Genomic DNA, 14,373 nt, shown 5'->3' with positions numbered 1-14,373 from the left:
CTGTAGATGAGCTTGATTAACAAGATGTTGCAAGACCTTGACGCCCGCGGCCCGCTTGACGGGCGTGGCGACGCCGAAGGCATCCGTTCGGTTCCCGAACGCGAGCGCGGCCTGCCACGCGCGCTGATCTTCGGCGGCGCGGCCGGTTTGACGGCCGTCGCCATCGCCCTGGGCTGGCTCTACCTGAAGCGTCCGCCCGTGCCGCCTATGCTGGTCAATGTGGCCAGCGTGGCGGCGCCTGTGCCTGCGCCTGTCGTTGCTGCGGTGGTAATTCCAGCTCCTGTTCCTGAGCCAGTCGCGCCGGTGATCGCGCCCGAACCAGCGCCAGTCCAGGATCGCCCGGAAGAAGTGCACCGTATCACGGCCAAGCCCGCTCAAAAGGCTGTGCCGCCCGTGACTAAAGTCGCAGTGCCTGCCGTCATCAGCGAAAAATTCGTCGAAGGCAAGCAGGTCACGCCGCAGCAGCGCGTGGAAAACGAGTACCGCCGCGCGCTCGGCTATTTGCAGGATGGCAGGGTGGCCGAGGCCATCGCGGGTTTGCAGCAAACCTTGCAGCTGGACCCGCGCCACCAGGGCGCGCGCGAAACCCTGATCCGTTTGCTGCTCGATGCGCAGCGCCCCGACGAGGCCGTGCGCCAGCTGCAGCTGAGCCTGGGCCTGGACCCGAAACAGCCGGCGCAAGCGATGATGCTGGCCAGGCTGCAACTCGATAAAAGCGCTGGTGCCGCGCTCGACACCCTGATGCGCAGCTTGCCGTACGCAGCCGACAACGGCGAATACCGTGCCTTTCTGGCCGGCGTGCTGCAGCGCCAACAGCGCTACCACGATGCCGCCGAACAATACGAACTGGCCCTGCAAAGCGCACCCGACAACAGCGTCTGGTGGATGGGCCTGGGGATTGCGCTGCAAGCGGACAACCGTCCCGTCCAGGCGCGCCAGGCGTACGAGCGAGCCAAGGGCTTGCAGACGCTGTCGCCGCAACTCCAGGCGTTTGTCGAGCGCAAGCTGGTGCAGTTGGTGGGTACAGCGAAATAAGCTTTTAATTCCATGAGACGCTAGCAATATCAGGACTCGGCGTGCAGGAGGCTGTTCTCGTTGAGGCAGTGTTGGAAGTGGCCAATGCTTCTGCCCACTGGATGGAACCGAGCTTTCAGTCTTGCGCAGATTTGGCTACTGCTGCACTCGCGGCCTAGTATTGCTGGTTAAGCGGAAGCGCGATTAGGACGGTGGTACGCGGTGCATCTTGTATGTGGAAATAGTAGCTCTAGCCGACAATCTCCAATTCAGCTCACTAAATTGAAAATGAGCAATGTAAATGACGAATATATCCCTTCAAGCCCGGGCTTATCTTCCGGAAAATAGTATTCCAGAAAACTCTGATATTGAATCCCTTAACTATACCCATGGTGGACTTGTCATCGTGCTTGCCTGTTCCCAGAGCGAGGCTCGTCACGTAACGGGCATACAGTTAAGCTTTTGCAGTGTAAGCGGCTTCCGCTTGCTGGATGAAGCGGAGTTGGCGCGATACTGGATCTCCAACGACTTCCCCCGTGGCAGCCATCTTTTGGAGGTCATCGATGGAGGCTGGGCAGCGGAGGAAAGCGTGCTACAAGGATATGAGCGTCCTCGTCGAGAATGGCTAGTGATTACAGGCAACGCTTGTGTCAGTGTTCTTTGTGCAGTAGAGCCCGAAGTGGCTGAGGTGGTATGGAAATATGACGATCAGTAAAAAATATCCAGCCGATATCTCAACATTAAAGGACTAGAAATGGTGGAAATGCCTATCGTGATACAGGACTACATGCCGTCGGACCGCGAAGACTTGAATCAGCTTGCCTTGGCTGCATTTGCCCAGTATGAACTGCATTATGAAGATTGGAACGGGTTCCAGGAGGGGGTGGCGCGTATGTCCGACCTGGCTGGCAATGCTGATGTGATCGTCGCTAAACGCGGGGGCATTGTGGTAGGCGGGATAGGCCACGTTGGTCCGGGGCGGCCCCGGGACCCTATTTTTCCGGATCAGTGGTCCGTTATCCGCATGCTTGTTGTTGCCCCTGAGCAGCGCGGACAGGGAATAGGCAAGCGGTTGGTGGCCGCCTGCCTGCAGCGCGCGAGCCGTGCGGGTGCAGCTATCGTGGGATTGCATACCAGTCCCATTATGGCAGATGCACTTTCGCTATATACCGCTATCGGTTTCGAGCGCGATTGCGACCTGCCTCCGATCAACGGCGTGCCATACGCACGCTATGTCTTGTCTGCAGAGGCGATTCCTCTTGCACTCAAACTGTTGAACGAATGATCAAGGCTTGCTGTCCCGAAAGAGCACCCTGGATTGCAGAATGACAGTGCATACTGTATCAATGCAGCATCGTTAATAATCAACCTATCGATCAGCAAGAAGGATTATCTGTGCCAGTTCTTCATTTCTCCCAACCCAGTATTTCCGAAGAAGCCATCGCCGCCATGGCGGACACCATGCGCAGCGGCTGGATTGCCAGCGGTCCGCGCGTACAGGAATTCGAACATGCCCTGTCGCAGACGTTCGGCGGCCGGCCTACGCGCAGCCTGACGTCGGCCACGGGCGCCATGGAGCTGGCCTTGCTGGCCTGCGGCGTGGGGCAGGGCGATGAGGTCATCACGTCGACGCAAAGTTTTTTCTCGACCATGAATATGATCGTCAAGGTGGGCGCCCATCCTGTCTTCGTCGATTGCGATTTGATCACGCGGGCGATGGACCTGGAACAAGTCGCCGCCGCCATCACGCCGCGTACCAGGGCCATCGTGCCCACGCATTTTCCTGGCGGCCTGGTTGATATGGATGCGCTGTATGCGCTGGCGCGCCGCCATGGCTTGCGCGTGATCGAAGACGCGGCGCTGGTGCAGGGTTCCGAGTGGAAAGGGCAGCCTGTCGGCAGCTTTGGCGATATTGCCACTTTTTCCTTTCACCCCAACAAGAATATGACCACCATCGAAGGCGGCGCGCTGGTGCTGCCCGATGACGCCACGGCCAAGCGCATCGATGTGCTGCGTTTTCACGGCATCGAGCGCCTGCCGGATGACTCACGCGATGTGCGCGAGGCCAGCGGCAAATACAATATGTCGGATGTGTCGGCTGCCATCGGCCTGGTGCAGCTCAGGCAGTTGCCGGGCTTCCTCGCGCACCGGCGCATGCTGGCTGACCATTACTTTGAGGTGTTTCCACAGATAGACTACGCCGTACTGCCACCGCGCGGTATTGCTGGCCAAAGCTGGAATATGTTCTGCGTGCTGCTGCCGTTTGAGCAGTTCGGCATCACTCGCCAGGATTTCCGCGCGGCACTACGCGAACGGGGCATCGCCACCGGCCTGTCGTACGAGTCGTCCCACCTGACTACCCTGGGGCGCCAACTGGGCTACAGGGAAGGGCAGTTCCCCAACGCGGAACGCATCGGCCGCCAGACCGTGACCTTGCCCTTGCATTGCGGTATGCAGAAAGAGGACGTGGAACGTGTTTGCCATGCGGTTCGCGAGATACTGGCCTGATTTTTGAAAGAATATTTCTTGAGATACACACTTGCTTTTGTCGCGGTTTTTGCCTGCATGAATGTGCATGCCGCCGCATGGCAGCCTGCCGATGGACACCAGCAATTGCCGATCTGGCCAGGCGTGATTCCCGACGCGAAACCTGCCACGGGGCCGGAAAGCGAGCTGACTTTGCGGGACGACAAGCTGGTCGCCGGGCGGCCCTGGCAGGAAGTGGATAATGTCACGCGGCCGACCATGACGGTGTATTCGCCCACGGTAAATAACACGGGCGCTGCCGTAATCGTGTTTCCGGGCGGCGGTTATCGGAGCCTGGCCATCGACCTGGAAGGCACGGAAGTGTGCGACTGGCTGACTTCGATTGGTGTCACCTGCGTGCTGTTGAAATACCGCGTGCCCGGATCGGGCCCGCACTGGGACCCTGTCCGTAACGTTCGCGTCATTCCCAAGGTACACACGGCGTTGCAAGATGCGCAGCGTACCCTGGGCCTGGTTCGCCAGCATGCCGCCGGCTGGGGCATCGACCCGCACAAGGTCGGGGTGCTGGGTTTTTCTGCCGGTGGCCATCTGGTGGCGGCCATCAGCACGCATGCCAAACGCATCTATCGGCCCGTCGACAAGGCGGACGAGGAAAGCTGCCGTCCCGACTTTGCCGTAGCGCTGTATCCGGGCCATATGTCGGTCAACTATCGGGCCGACCTTTCAAGATTGAACCCGACCATACACGTCAGTTCTCAAACGCCGCCGACCTTTTTGCTGCATGCGCAGGATGACCTGGTCGATACGGTCGAGTTTTCCCTGCTGTATTACGCGGCCCTGAAGCAGGCGGATATACCGGTGGAGATGCACCTGTACGCCCAGGGCGGCCATGCGTTTGGCTTGCGCCCTAGCAAATTCCCCATCACGCAGTGGCCTGCGCTGGTGGAGACGTGGCTGGGCACGATAGGCATGATTCCTGGGAAATGAACGGGGTCAGCCTGGAACCGGTGTGGTTCCTGAAGCAATAAATAGCTTGACCTTCTCAGTACGGGAAGCTCCACAGTCGCTGCACTCAAGGAGATTCCCGTATGCCAAAAATCACAGTATTGCCCCATCCTCAGCTGGCTCCTGCCGGCGCCGTGTTTGAAGTGCCCGAAACCACCAGTATCTGCGATGCATTGCATCGCCACGGGATTGATATTGAACATGCCTGCGGACAGGTCGGCGCCTGTTCCACCTGCCACGTTGTCGTACGCGAGGGCTACGCCTCCTTGAGCCCCTTCGGCGATTACGAAGAGGACATGCTCGACCAGGCCTGGGGCTTGCAGCCGCTATCGCGCTTGTCTTGCCAGGCGCGCGCCGGTGCTGAAAATTTGACGGTGGAGATACCGAAATACTCCATCAATCATGCCAAAGAAATACTTTAGAGCATTATTACTGGAGCTACAATTGCCAGCGTAACCGAGGTTTCTTCAGCTTGTGCGGCAGGCGCGGTAGCTCCAGCGGGCAGGGATAAATACAATTTCCTGATAACTTGCGCTCGACAGGAGTTGCTTATTACTATTCCACTTTTATTGTCACCATGCATATGAAAATTTTGCTTGCCAGTGCTTTATTGACCTCCATGATGTTTGCCTCTCCGGCATCTGCACAGTCGCAGCGTCTGCGTCTTGTTACTGCATCCCATCTGCCGCAGGCTACGGGGGCTGCCACTATTTACACGGCCAGTTGTGAAGCGGGCCAGTACCAGCTCATCGTTACACCTGCCCAAAAAACGGTTTTCTTGAACAGGACTAAACAGCCAGACCTGGACCTGAGCAAGACGACAGTCGGACTGCGTCTGCTCGATCCAGAGGTGCTGGTCCAAGTGGGATTTAACTGCCCCATGGATAGCATCAATATTTTCTTGCGAGGAGTAAAGCTGATCGATCTTGCTATGCCGACAGGCTTTCGCGATAGCATCAGCATTAGAAAAAATGGCGAGATGACAGTGACTCATCCCGTAGATGTGGCCATCAGTGAGCTTGCCTCGCCACCGAATGGCGTCAGTATCGTCCCTCTACCTCAGCAATGATGGCCTAAGAAATTGAATGGGGCAGGCTGCCTGCAATTGCGCATTATCACCATATGCTGAAGTCCACTGCGTAGCATCTTCGGGCCGCGAAGCGAGCCAGGCCCTCTCAAGGAATATTGTTTGCAGTGCCTGGCCGCGCAGGAAACAGCCTGCATCATGGCGCGCTTTCCTCACTGCCAAGGGCGTCGAGAAAAGCGCGTACCGGATAGCTCTTATCGCCTGCAGTTGATCAATGAAGAATCTCACTATCCGACTGTGCTTTTTCTTGGCCTTGCTTCCATGCCACGAAAGTGCGGCAGACCAAAAAAGTCAAAACTTTGTTGCAGATACTAAGTAACCTTCAATAAATTATTGTTATTTCTGACTTCCATAAGCGGTGCGCTGCAAGCCAAAAAGTTGCGGAAGCTTATGCCTTAGATGCCGTGGACTTGGGGAAAAACCAGTTTCGCATCATGCTTGATTTGGCGGACATATCATCACGCGACCCAGGCATGAACGCCAGCAACAGGGCATCAGATGCCGTTTATTAGCCCATCCATGGAGCCATGGGATGATAGCCACCGAGAGACTGCTACAAGGCTTACACAGTTCCTGGCTGCAAGATCGCCAGCAGTTCCTGGCGCATCCATGCATGTGCATCGGTGCGCAGATAATTTTTGTGGCAATACACTTTGACAGCGTAGCGCGGGATGGCAAACGGCGCCTCGTACATGCTGAATGGGGCCGCTGCGCGCAATATTTCAGCAGCCCGGCGCGGCATCGTTAAAATCAGTTCGCTTTCAGCAATGATGAAGGGCGCGGCCAGCACGGTCGGCAGGTGCACGCTGACCTCGCGTTTGAGCGACAGCCCATCGAGCACATGATCGATCATGCCGCGCGTTTCATTCCATGGCGTGACGACGGCATGGCGTTCCTGCAGGTAATTGTCCAGTGTCAGCTGCCCGCGTATGCGCGGATGATGCCGGCTGGCGATGACCACATAGTCGTCTGTGAACCAGTCGAAATCCTCCACGCCTTCCGGCAAGGCGTCGCGTTCTTCGGTATAGCCCAATGCAAAGTCGATGCGGCCAGCCGCCAGTTCCTCGATGGACACTTTTCTATTGGAATAGACCAGCCGGACATGCACATATGGCGCGATGACTTGCAGACGTGCAATAAGTTTGGGCAGCACGGCAAGGATGGTGTAATCGGTAGCAGAGAAAACGAAAGTCCGGTGGCTCGATGCAGGCGCAAAGCCGTGGTTTGCGCTGAGACTGTCTTGCAGCACTTTCAGGGCGCCGGCCACCGGCGCTGCCAGTTGTTCCGCACGCACGGTCGCCTGCATGCGCTGGCCCTGGCGCACGAATAATTCATCGTTCAGTGAAACACGCAAGCGGGCAAGTGCGTGACTGAAGGCGGACGCACTCATGGACAGTTCATGGGACGCGGCAGTGACCGAGCGCAGCCGGTAAAGCGCGTCAAAGACAGGCAAGAGGTTCAGATCAAGGCGGCGCAGGTCGGGATGCATAGTGTGCATTATATCGTGAAATAAATGCACTGGATGCAGCACCTGTCTGCCTTTATCATGCTTCTCGTCACGCTACCTCTGGCGTGTCGACAATTCATCATCAGGAGTTTTATCGTGACTATTCAAATCCGCGATGCGGTACGAGCGGACGCAGCGCTTATCTTGGGCTTCATCACAGAACTGGCCATTTTCGAGAAGGCCGAGCACGAAGTCGTGGCGACCCTGGCCGATATCGAAGACAGCCTGTTTGCCGCCGACGCCACTGCCCGTGCGCTCATTTGCAGCATCGGTGACAAAACAGTCGGCTATGCCGTGTATTTCTTCAGCTATTCAACCTGGCTGGGCCGCAAGGGCCTATACCTGGAAGACTTGTATATTTCGCCTGAATATCGCGGTGCCGGTGCAGGGAAATGCATGCTCGGTCATCTGGCTTGCCTGGCGCGCGATACCGCTTGCGGCCGCTTTGAGTGGAGCGTACTCGACTGGAACGAGCCTGCGATCCAGTTTTATCGCAGCATCGGCGCCAGCGCGCAAGATGAATGGGTGCGTTACCGTATCGCGGGAGATGCCTTGCTCGATTTTGCGGATCAACATGCCAGGAGGTTGCTCAACAATGAAAGCCTGGTGTGTGTAAAAGCGTCTACAGCCGTGCCTCATCCCCCCACACATGGCGCATGCTGAAGTGCATGTGGGCGTCGTCTTCGTGCAGCGAGGCGATGATGGCGTACTGACTGTCGCCGGTATTGCGCGGTAGTATCAGCGGCAGTTCGGCGGCGGGCAGGGGAGCGCCTTGCTGGTTGCTCAGCGGGTGGACGTAGGCGGCGCCTCTTTGCGTGACCACTCCCAGTTCGCCATTGCGCAGGCGCACCAGGGTGCCGGGCGGATATTTGCCCAGGATGCTCACGAATTGCTCTGCCAGCACAGGATCGATGGCCAGGTCCTGGTCGAGGAATAACTGCTGCAGCGCCTGGTCGGGCAGGATGGAACGCCGGTAATTGCGGGCCGAGACGCGCGCGCAATAGCGGTCGGCCAGGCCGATCAGCTTGGCGTTCTGCAAGATTTCATCGCCGCTGCGTCCTAGCGGATAACCGCTGCCGTCGTCGTTTTCGTGGTGCAAGAGCACGCAACTGAGCCACTCTTCATCTTCGACACCGGCACAGCGCAGCAGTTCCGCGCTTTCTACGGGGTGCAGGCGCACGATGCGCATTTCATCGTCGGTCAAAGGGCCGCGCTTGTCCTGGAAACTGTCATGGTGGTACAACATGCCCACGTTCATGGTCAGCGCGGCGGCGCCTATGCGCAGCAATTCGTCGTTTGGCTTGCCCATGGCCTGGCCCACCAGCATGGCCAGCAGCGCCGTTTCGATGCAGTGGCGCACGCAATAGCGGCCGGCGATCTGGTTCAGCAAGATACTGGCCAGGGCGATATCGGCATCGAGGCTCAGCGCACGCAGCAGCTCGCGGGCGATGGCGCGCACGTCGCGCTCGGCGTTCCCCTCTTTGCGCAAGTCTTGCAGCAAACGGTCCAGCCGCTGCGCGCTTTCATTGAGCAGGTGTAACACGGAAGCTTGCTCGGGCGCGCCCGTGTACAAGCCCATCTGCAGCAAGCGCGCCAGTTGCGCACCATCGCTGATGATCTGTCCCTTGCGCAATTGCGGGCCGGCGCTGTGGTCCGCCAGATACAAATCCCAGGCCAGGGGTTCGCCCGGAACCAGGTCGGCCAAGCCGATACGACGTTGTGCCATGCTAGTCTCCATCTGCTGTCCTGCAGCTAGCTGCGGAAAGCTTTATATTGCTGCCAGGCGTGATAGCGCCAGGCGCAGGGTCTCATCCTGTTTGGCAAAGCAGAAGCGCACGATGCCCGACTCCTTGCCCTGCGCATAAAATGCCGACACCGGTATCGCCGCCACCTTGATCTCGCTGGTCAGCCATTCGGCGAACTGCGCTTCGCTCTGCTGTGAAATGGCGTCATAACGCACGCACTGGAAATACGTGCCATCTGCCGGCAGCAAGGTAAAGCGGCTGCCCGCCAGGCCGTCGCGGAACAGGTCGCGCTTGCGCTGGTAAAAGGCGGGCAGCTCCAGATACGGCTGCGGCTCGGCCATATATGCCGCTAGACCATGCTGCATCGGCGTGTTGACGGTGAACACATTGTACTGGTGCACCTTGCGAAATTCTGCCGACAAGCTGGCGGGCGCGGCCACATAACCGACTTTCCAGCCCGTCACATGATAAGTTTTGCCGAAGCTGGAAACGATGAAGCTGCGCGCCGCCAGTTCCGGGTGGCGGCTCAGCGATGCGTGCTGCTGGCCGTCATACACCATGTGTTCATAGACTTCGTCCGACAAGATCAATATCTGCGTGCCGCGCACGATGTCGGCCAGCGCCGCCACGTCGGAGGCGCGCAGGATGGTGCCGGTCGGGTTGTGCGGCGTATTGATGATGATCAAACGCGTTTTTGGCGTGACGGCAGCGGCCAGCTTGTGCCACGGCACGCTATAGCCGAGTTCGTCCACTTCCATCGCCACCAGCACCGGCAGGCCGCCTGCCAACGTTATTGCCGGCAAATAGCTGTCGTAAGCCGGTTCGATCACGATCACTTCATCGCCAGGGTGGACGCAGCACAGAATCGCCGTGGTCAGCGCCTGCGTGGCGCCGGCCGTGACGGTGATTTCCGTGGCGGCATCATATTGATGGCCGTACAGGCTGGCGATCTTGGCCGCGATAGCCTCGCGCAGGGGCGCGACGCCCGTCATCGGTGGATACTGGTTATGGCCGGCATGCATGGCCTCGCTCACCCGTTCGATCAGCGCTGGCGCGCAGCCGAAATCAGGAAAGCCCTGGCCCAGGTTGACGGCGCCGTGCTGGGCCGCCAGGGCCGACATGCGCGTAAACACGGTGGTGCCCACGGCGGGCAAGCGCGTTTGCAGGGCAGGGGTCGGGCTGGAGTAAGGCGTGCTATTCATGGGCAATCAGGCGATGGTGTAAGTTGTGGCTTTATTCTAGCGCAGGCGCAACGGTTTCGGGTGGCGCGGCAGGTATCCACTTCTCTGGCAGCATGATCTGGAACATGCCGGCCTTAGCCGTCCTGCGGGCCAGTTTCAGCAAGGCTTTATCCTTGGTGATCAGGATGTCGGCGTTGGCGTCGCGCGCCAGTTCCAGGAATTTCTGGTCATCCTTGTCGGTACAGACGGGCAGGCGCACGCCGGAGACGGCCGGCGCCACCACCGTGATCAGGGCGTCAAAGCGGGCGGCAGCGACGGCGCGGCTGGCTTCATCGAGCGGTAAGTGTTTGTAATGCAATACCACCAGGTATTCGGCGCGGCAATCTTCGCGCGTGATGGCTTGCACGGTCCCGTTTTCCATGGCGGCCAGCAAGCCGGCCCAGCGCGGGTCCTGGAAGACGAACAGGTCTAGGCAAACGTTGGTGTCGAGCACGAGTTTTTGTGGAGCAGGTATCATGTGGGCAATTCTATTCTGTAGTGATAATTTATGTTGATCGTGCTTTCGCCCGCCAAGAGTCTCGACCTGGAGACGCCGCCAACAACCCAGTTGCACAGCACCCCCGATTTTCTCGACCATTCTGCGCAACTGATCGAGCGCATGCGCCAGTTTTCACCAGCCGAGGTCGGCAGCCTGATGGGCATTTCCGATGCCTTGTCCGCCCTCAATGTGGCCCGCTACGCGTCCTGGACGCCGCAGCCGTCCGATGCGCGCCAGGCCATCATGGCTTTCAATGGCGATGTGTACGCCGGTTTCGAGGCGCGCAGCTTGCAGCCAACGCAACTTGATTACGCGCAATCGCGCGTGCGCATCCTGTCTGGCCTGTACGGCTTGCTGCGCCCGCTGGACCTGATCCACCCGCACCGGCTGGAAATGGGTACGCGTCTGTCCACCGCGCGCGGCAAGGATTTGTATGCCTTCTGGGGCGACACCATCACCCATGCCCTGAACCGCACGGCGCAGGAGCAGGGCGCCAAGGTGCTGGTCAACCTGGCCTCGGAAGAATATTTCAAATCCGTCAAGCCGCGCCAGCTCGATATGCCTGTCATTTCTCCCGTGTTCGAAGACTGGAAGAACGGCAAGTACAAGATCATCTCGTTCTACGCCAAGCGTGCGCGCGGCATGCTGGCCCGCTACGCCACCGTCAACGCCCTCCGCGACCCCGAACAATTGAAACAGTTCGATGTCGATGGTTATGGTTTCGTGCCGGAAGCGTCGAATGACAAGAGCTGGGTGTTCCGGCGCAAAGTGGCTGATTAAGTGCTCAAATAAGTAAAAAACCGGAGCAAGCTCCGGTTTTTTATTTTATTGCCAGAATTTCCACCAGCGGCGTTCCTTGTTCACCCCTTCAGGGCTGAGGAAGGCGGTTTGCGGGTAGTTCTTGGTCAGCACGCGCAGGGCGTCGTCGCGCAGGTCGGTCATGCCCAGCTTGTCGTACGAGCGGTACATGATGAACAGCGCTTCTTCGATGGCCGGCGAGGCGGCGAAGTCGCTGATAGTGCCTTGTGCGCGGTTGGCCGCAGCCAGGTAGGCGCCACGGCGGTAGTAGTAGCGCGCCACATGGACTTCATATTTCGCCATCGCATCGACCAGATAGTGCATGCGCGCCAGTGCATCGGGCGTGTACTTGCTGTTCGGGAACTTATCCACCAGTTGCTTGAAAGCAGCAAACGCTTCGCGCGTGGCCTTCGGATCGCGTTCGGTCGGATCTTGTTCGTACAGGAAGTTCAGGAAGCTCAGTTGATCGTTAAAGCTGATCAAGCCCCGCAGGTAGTACATATAGTCGACATTGGCGTGGTTCGGGTGCAACTTGATGAAGCGTTCGACAGCAGCCAGTGCCTGAGCCTGGTCTCCCGACTTATAATACGCGTAAGCGATCTCCATCTGTGCCTGCAAGGCATAGTTGCCGAAAGGATAGTTAGCCTCCAGCTTCTGAAACAGGCCAATGGCAGTCTCATAGTGCTGCCCGCTCATTTCTTCACGGGCCTCCGAGTATAATTTCGTAACGGACCAGTTTTTGGTCTCATCCACTTTTTCTGGCAACAAGCTGCAAGCGGACATGCCGAGCAGAACGACTGAAGCGACTACCAACGATAATTTTTTTTGCATGACGTTTTGCAAGAAGGTTTTAACCAAGATTTTACAATAGGCTGATTATAGCCGATGGGAATGCTGTGATATTAACTTCTAAGCCGAATTTGGCTGCCCCCCTATCTGACTCCGACCTCAACGACGTCGTTGTGCACACAGATGCACACGATGCCGACGAGGCATTTGACGGCGACGAGCTGTTCGATGACCTGGCGCCGATACACCTGGAACTGGCCCCGGACGCCTGTGGCCATCGCCTCGACAAGGTCATTTCCAAGCTGGTGCCGCAGTATTCGCGCAGCCGCTTGCAATTGTGGCTGGAAGCCGGTTTCGTCACCGTGGACGGTAAAGTTGCGAAACGCAATATGACCGCCTATGGCGATGAAAAGATCGTCATTCTGCCGCAAAGTGCGCCGGAAGACGAGGCTTTTAAACCGGAAGCGATGGAATTGAACATCGTGCACGAAGATGAACACATCATCGTGATCAATAAACCGGCCGGCCTGGTCGTGCATCCGGGTCCCGGCAACTGGTCCGGAACCCTGCTCAACGGCCTGCTGCACCACTGCCCGCAGCTGGCTGGCGTGCCGCGCGCCGGCATCGTGCACCGCCTGGATAAAGACACCAGCGGCCTGATGGTAGTCGGCAAGACGCTGGCCTCGCAAACAGACCTGGTGCGCCAGTTGCAGGCGCGTACCGTCAAGCGTGAATATTTCGCGCTGGTATGGGGTACGCCCAAAGTGGCGGGCACTATCGATGCTTCCATCGCGCGCCACCCGCGTGACCGCGTGAAGATGGCCGTGTCGGAAAACTTCACGGCCAAGCCGGCCATCACGCATTATGAATTGATAGGCAGCGGTGAACTCGACCGTCGTCCCGTGAGCCTGATGCAATGCCGCCTGGAAACAGGCCGCACGCACCAGATCCGCGTGCACATGCAGCACCTGGGGTTTGCGCTGGTGGGTGACTACGTGTATGGCAAGCCGCACCTGGTGTCCGTCTTCCCACGCCAGGCGCTGCAGGCGCGCCGCCTGGGCCTGGTGCATCCGGGCACGCGCGAGAACTGCGAATGGCTGGTGCCGCTGGCTGACGACTTTGCCGAACTGATCGCCCAGGCCGGCATTCCCGAGCCGGAACTGGCCTGATGAACGCCGCCGTGGCTTTGCCTTACTTGCTTCCCGACTGGCCGGGCCTGCCAGCGAGCGTGGGCGCATTGTCGACCGTGCGCGCTGGCGGTGTCAGCCTGGGGGCGTATGGTGACGGGCAGGGCGCTGGCGGCTTGAATCTGGGTATCCATGTGGGCGACGATCCGTTGCATGTGGCGCAAAACCGCGCACGGCTGGCGTCCATATTGCCATCGGAGCCAGCCTGGCTGTCGCAAGTGCACGGCGTGGCCGTGGCCGATGCGGCTGCCTTGGCTGGCTGCGTGCCGGACGCCGACGCCAGCGTGGCCACCCAGCCTGGCGTGGTGTGCACGGTCATGACGGCCGATTGCCTGCCTGTGCTGTTCTGTTCGCATGATGGCCTGGTGGTGGGCGCGTCGCACGCGGGCTGGCGCGGCCTGGCCAATGGCGTCTTGCAGCGCACGGTGCAAGACATGCGCGCGCGTGGCGCCAGCGAAATCCTGGCCTGGCTGGGGCCGGCCATCGGTCCCGGTGCGTTTGAAGTGGGAGCTGATGTGTTGCAGGCGTTTCGCGATGGCGCGCACGATGAAGAGGAAAGGCAGGCCTTGTCGGACGCCTTTGCCGCCATCGCTGGCAAGCCGGGCAAATACCTGGCGGACATCTATACGCTGGCGCGCCACATGCTGCGGCGCGATGGTGTGAGCCAGGTGGCGGGCGGTGAATATTGCACTGTCAGCGATGCGGCGCAGTTTTATTCCTACCGGCGCGATGGCGTCACCGGACGACAGGCCAGTTTGATCTGGCGCAAATAATCTTGACGGCAGACGCTTATGTGTCTGCCGTTTTTGCTTTATCGTCTGCAGAAGCTGCGGTGGCTTTGCGTTCGGCTCGCCGTTCGGCTCGCCGTTTGCGTCTTTTTGAGCCTGTCAGATAGAATAGGATAGACAAAGGAATAAGACAGTAGAGGAGGAACGTCATCAGTCCGGCAACAAAGGACGGTTCGGTGAGGGCCATCAGCCCCACCACGTAAATCCATGCAATAGCAACGATCAGCATCATAGGTTTTAGCCAGGC

At 58.9% G+C, this 14,373-nt stretch carries 17 protein-coding genes; 11 read left to right on the top strand and 6 right to left on the bottom strand.

What is annotated here, in order from left to right; all coding sequences use genetic code 11:
• The first annotated feature begins 6 nt into the window (after nucleotides 1-6).
• The 7 genes from HDE72_RS20175 (at nucleotide 7) to HDE72_RS20145 (ending at nucleotide 5,575) form a co-directional block, all read left to right on the top strand.
• A complete protein-coding gene (locus HDE72_RS20175) occupies nucleotides 7-1,035 on the top strand; it encodes a tetratricopeptide repeat protein (RefSeq protein WP_183744440.1) in 1,029 nt (342 codons plus the stop codon).
• Between the two features lie 280 nt (nucleotides 1,036-1,315).
• Nucleotides 1,316-1,729 carry a hypothetical protein gene (locus HDE72_RS20170; protein WP_183744437.1) on the top strand — a complete coding sequence of 138 codons (414 nt, stop codon included), beginning with the start codon at nucleotides 1,316-1,318 and terminating at the stop codon, nucleotides 1,727-1,729.
• A 39-nt stretch (nucleotides 1,730-1,768) separates the two neighbouring features.
• Nucleotides 1,769-2,299 carry a GNAT family N-acetyltransferase gene (locus tag HDE72_RS20165; RefSeq protein WP_260176821.1) on the top strand — a complete coding sequence of 177 codons (531 nt, stop codon included), beginning with the start codon at nucleotides 1,769-1,771 and terminating at the stop codon, nucleotides 2,297-2,299.
• A gap of 110 nt (nucleotides 2,300-2,409) precedes the next feature.
• Nucleotides 2,410-3,522 carry a DegT/DnrJ/EryC1/StrS family aminotransferase gene (locus HDE72_RS20160; protein ID WP_183744434.1) on the top strand — a complete coding sequence of 371 codons (1,113 nt, stop codon included), beginning with the start codon at nucleotides 2,410-2,412 and terminating at the stop codon, nucleotides 3,520-3,522.
• An 18-nt stretch (nucleotides 3,523-3,540) separates the two neighbouring features.
• Nucleotides 3,541-4,488 (top strand): alpha/beta hydrolase, encoded by a 948-nt coding sequence (locus HDE72_RS20155; RefSeq protein WP_260176820.1) that lies wholly within the window; start codon nucleotides 3,541-3,543, stop codon nucleotides 4,486-4,488.
• Nucleotides 4,489-4,589: 101 nt separating this feature from the next.
• Complete coding sequence (gene fdx, locus HDE72_RS20150) at nucleotides 4,590-4,928, top strand: ISC system 2Fe-2S type ferredoxin (RefSeq protein ID WP_183744431.1); 339 nt, start codon at nucleotides 4,590-4,592, stop codon at nucleotides 4,926-4,928.
• 107 nt (nucleotides 4,929-5,035) lie between these two features.
• On the top strand, nucleotides 5,036-5,575 hold the full coding sequence (locus HDE72_RS20145; protein ID WP_221291332.1) for a hypothetical protein: 540 nt from the start codon (nucleotides 5,036-5,038) through the stop codon (nucleotides 5,573-5,575).
• 580 nt (nucleotides 5,576-6,155) lie between these two features.
• On the opposite strand, the gene HDE72_RS20140 is transcribed toward HDE72_RS20145, so the two are convergent.
• The gene (locus tag HDE72_RS20140) at nucleotides 6,156-7,082 is read right to left on the bottom strand and encodes a LysR family transcriptional regulator (RefSeq protein WP_183744606.1); all 927 of its coding nucleotides are present in this window, start codon (nucleotides 7,080-7,082) and stop codon (nucleotides 6,156-6,158) included.
• 114 nt (nucleotides 7,083-7,196) lie between these two features.
• On the opposite strand from HDE72_RS20140, the gene HDE72_RS20135 reads away from it, so the two are divergent.
• Nucleotides 7,197-7,763, top strand: coding sequence for a GNAT family N-acetyltransferase (locus HDE72_RS20135; RefSeq protein WP_183744603.1), 567 nt, complete (start codon nucleotides 7,197-7,199; stop codon nucleotides 7,761-7,763).
• On the opposite strand, the gene HDE72_RS20130 is transcribed toward HDE72_RS20135, so the two are convergent.
• From HDE72_RS20130 to HDE72_RS20120, 3 genes are read right to left on the bottom strand one after another with little or no spacing between them, the layout of a single operon-like run.
• Nucleotides 7,723-8,826: an HD-GYP domain-containing protein gene (locus HDE72_RS20130; protein ID WP_183744425.1), complete on the bottom strand. Its 1,104-nt coding sequence runs from the start codon at nucleotides 8,824-8,826 to the stop codon at nucleotides 7,723-7,725. The two genes, HDE72_RS20135 and HDE72_RS20130, sit on opposite strands and share 41 nt — an antisense overlap.
• Before the next feature lie 42 nt (nucleotides 8,827-8,868).
• Entirely contained in the window at nucleotides 8,869-10,047 is a 1,179-nt protein-coding gene (locus HDE72_RS20125) for a pyridoxal phosphate-dependent aminotransferase (RefSeq protein ID WP_183744422.1), read from the bottom strand.
• 31 nt (nucleotides 10,048-10,078) lie between these two features.
• Nucleotides 10,079-10,543, bottom strand: a complete 465-nt coding sequence (locus HDE72_RS20120) for a putative toxin-antitoxin system toxin component, PIN family (RefSeq protein WP_183744419.1) — start codon at nucleotides 10,541-10,543, stop codon at nucleotides 10,079-10,081.
• 30 nt (nucleotides 10,544-10,573) lie between these two features.
• Between HDE72_RS20120 and yaaA the strand changes: the two genes are divergently transcribed.
• Nucleotides 10,574-11,344 (top strand): peroxide stress protein YaaA, encoded by a 771-nt coding sequence (gene yaaA / locus HDE72_RS20115; protein WP_183744416.1) that lies wholly within the window; start codon nucleotides 10,574-10,576, stop codon nucleotides 11,342-11,344.
• Nucleotides 11,345-11,389: 45 nt separating this feature from the next.
• Here yaaA and HDE72_RS20110 read toward each other — a convergent pair whose 3' ends face one another.
• Nucleotides 11,390-12,193: an outer membrane protein assembly factor BamD gene (locus HDE72_RS20110; RefSeq protein ID WP_183744413.1), complete on the bottom strand. Its 804-nt coding sequence runs from the start codon at nucleotides 12,191-12,193 to the stop codon at nucleotides 11,390-11,392.
• An 89-nt stretch (nucleotides 12,194-12,282) separates the two neighbouring features.
• On the opposite strand from HDE72_RS20110, the gene HDE72_RS20105 reads away from it, so the two are divergent.
• Both HDE72_RS20105 and pgeF read left to right on the top strand, forming a co-directional pair.
• On the top strand, nucleotides 12,283-13,320 hold the full coding sequence (locus HDE72_RS20105; protein WP_183744410.1) for an RluA family pseudouridine synthase: 1,038 nt from the start codon (nucleotides 12,283-12,285) through the stop codon (nucleotides 13,318-13,320).
• Nucleotides 13,320-14,111, top strand: coding sequence for a peptidoglycan editing factor PgeF (gene pgeF, locus HDE72_RS20100; protein ID WP_183744407.1), 792 nt, complete (start codon nucleotides 13,320-13,322; stop codon nucleotides 14,109-14,111). The genes HDE72_RS20105 and pgeF overlap by 1 nt, the downstream gene beginning before the upstream one ends.
• 16 nt (nucleotides 14,112-14,127) lie before the next feature.
• On the opposite strand, the gene HDE72_RS20095 is transcribed toward pgeF, so the two are convergent.
• On the bottom strand, nucleotides 14,128-14,358 hold the full coding sequence (locus HDE72_RS20095) for a hypothetical protein (protein WP_311735258.1): 231 nt from the start codon (nucleotides 14,356-14,358) through the stop codon (nucleotides 14,128-14,130).
• Nucleotides 14,359-14,373 lie beyond the last annotated feature (15 nt).

Source organism: Janthinobacterium saanense, assembly GCF_014200675.1.
Lineage (GTDB): Bacteria > Pseudomonadota > Gammaproteobacteria > Burkholderiales > Burkholderiaceae_D > Janthinobacterium.
Note: the sequence above shows the minus strand (reverse complement) of the source record. Positions and strands in the feature narration are given on the sequence as shown.

Bases quoted from the DNA above. Each gene is read 5' to 3' on its own strand.
- HDE72_RS20165 (WP_260176821.1), top strand. From the start codon at position 1,769: ATGGTGGAAATGCCTATCGTGATACAGGACTACATGCCGTCGGACCGC.
- HDE72_RS20140 (WP_183744606.1), bottom strand. From the start codon at position 7,082: ATGCATCCCGACCTGCGCCGCCTTGATCTGAACCTCTTGCCTGTCTTT.
- fdx (WP_183744431.1), top strand. From the start codon at position 4,590: ATGCCAAAAATCACAGTATTGCCCCATCCTCAGCTGGCTCCTGCCGGC.
- HDE72_RS20095 (WP_311735258.1), bottom strand. From the start codon at position 14,358: ATGATGCTGATCGTTGCTATTGCATGGATTTACGTGGTGGGGCTGATG.
- HDE72_RS20120 (WP_183744419.1), bottom strand. From the start codon at position 10,543: ATGATACCTGCTCCACAAAAACTCGTGCTCGACACCAACGTTTGCCTA.
- pgeF (WP_183744407.1), top strand. From the start codon at position 13,320: ATGAACGCCGCCGTGGCTTTGCCTTACTTGCTTCCCGACTGGCCGGGC.
- HDE72_RS20110 (WP_183744413.1), bottom strand. From the start codon at position 12,193: ATGCAAAAAAAATTATCGTTGGTAGTCGCTTCAGTCGTTCTGCTCGGC.
- HDE72_RS20170 (WP_183744437.1), top strand. From the start codon at position 1,316: ATGACGAATATATCCCTTCAAGCCCGGGCTTATCTTCCGGAAAATAGT.
- HDE72_RS20125 (WP_183744422.1), bottom strand. From the start codon at position 10,047: ATGAATAGCACGCCTTACTCCAGCCCGACCCCTGCCCTGCAAACGCGC.
- HDE72_RS20175 (WP_183744440.1), top strand. From the start codon at position 7: ATGAGCTTGATTAACAAGATGTTGCAAGACCTTGACGCCCGCGGCCCG.
- HDE72_RS20130 (WP_183744425.1), bottom strand. From the start codon at position 8,826: ATGGCACAACGTCGTATCGGCTTGGCCGACCTGGTTCCGGGCGAACCC.
- yaaA (WP_183744416.1), top strand. From the start codon at position 10,574: ATGTTGATCGTGCTTTCGCCCGCCAAGAGTCTCGACCTGGAGACGCCG.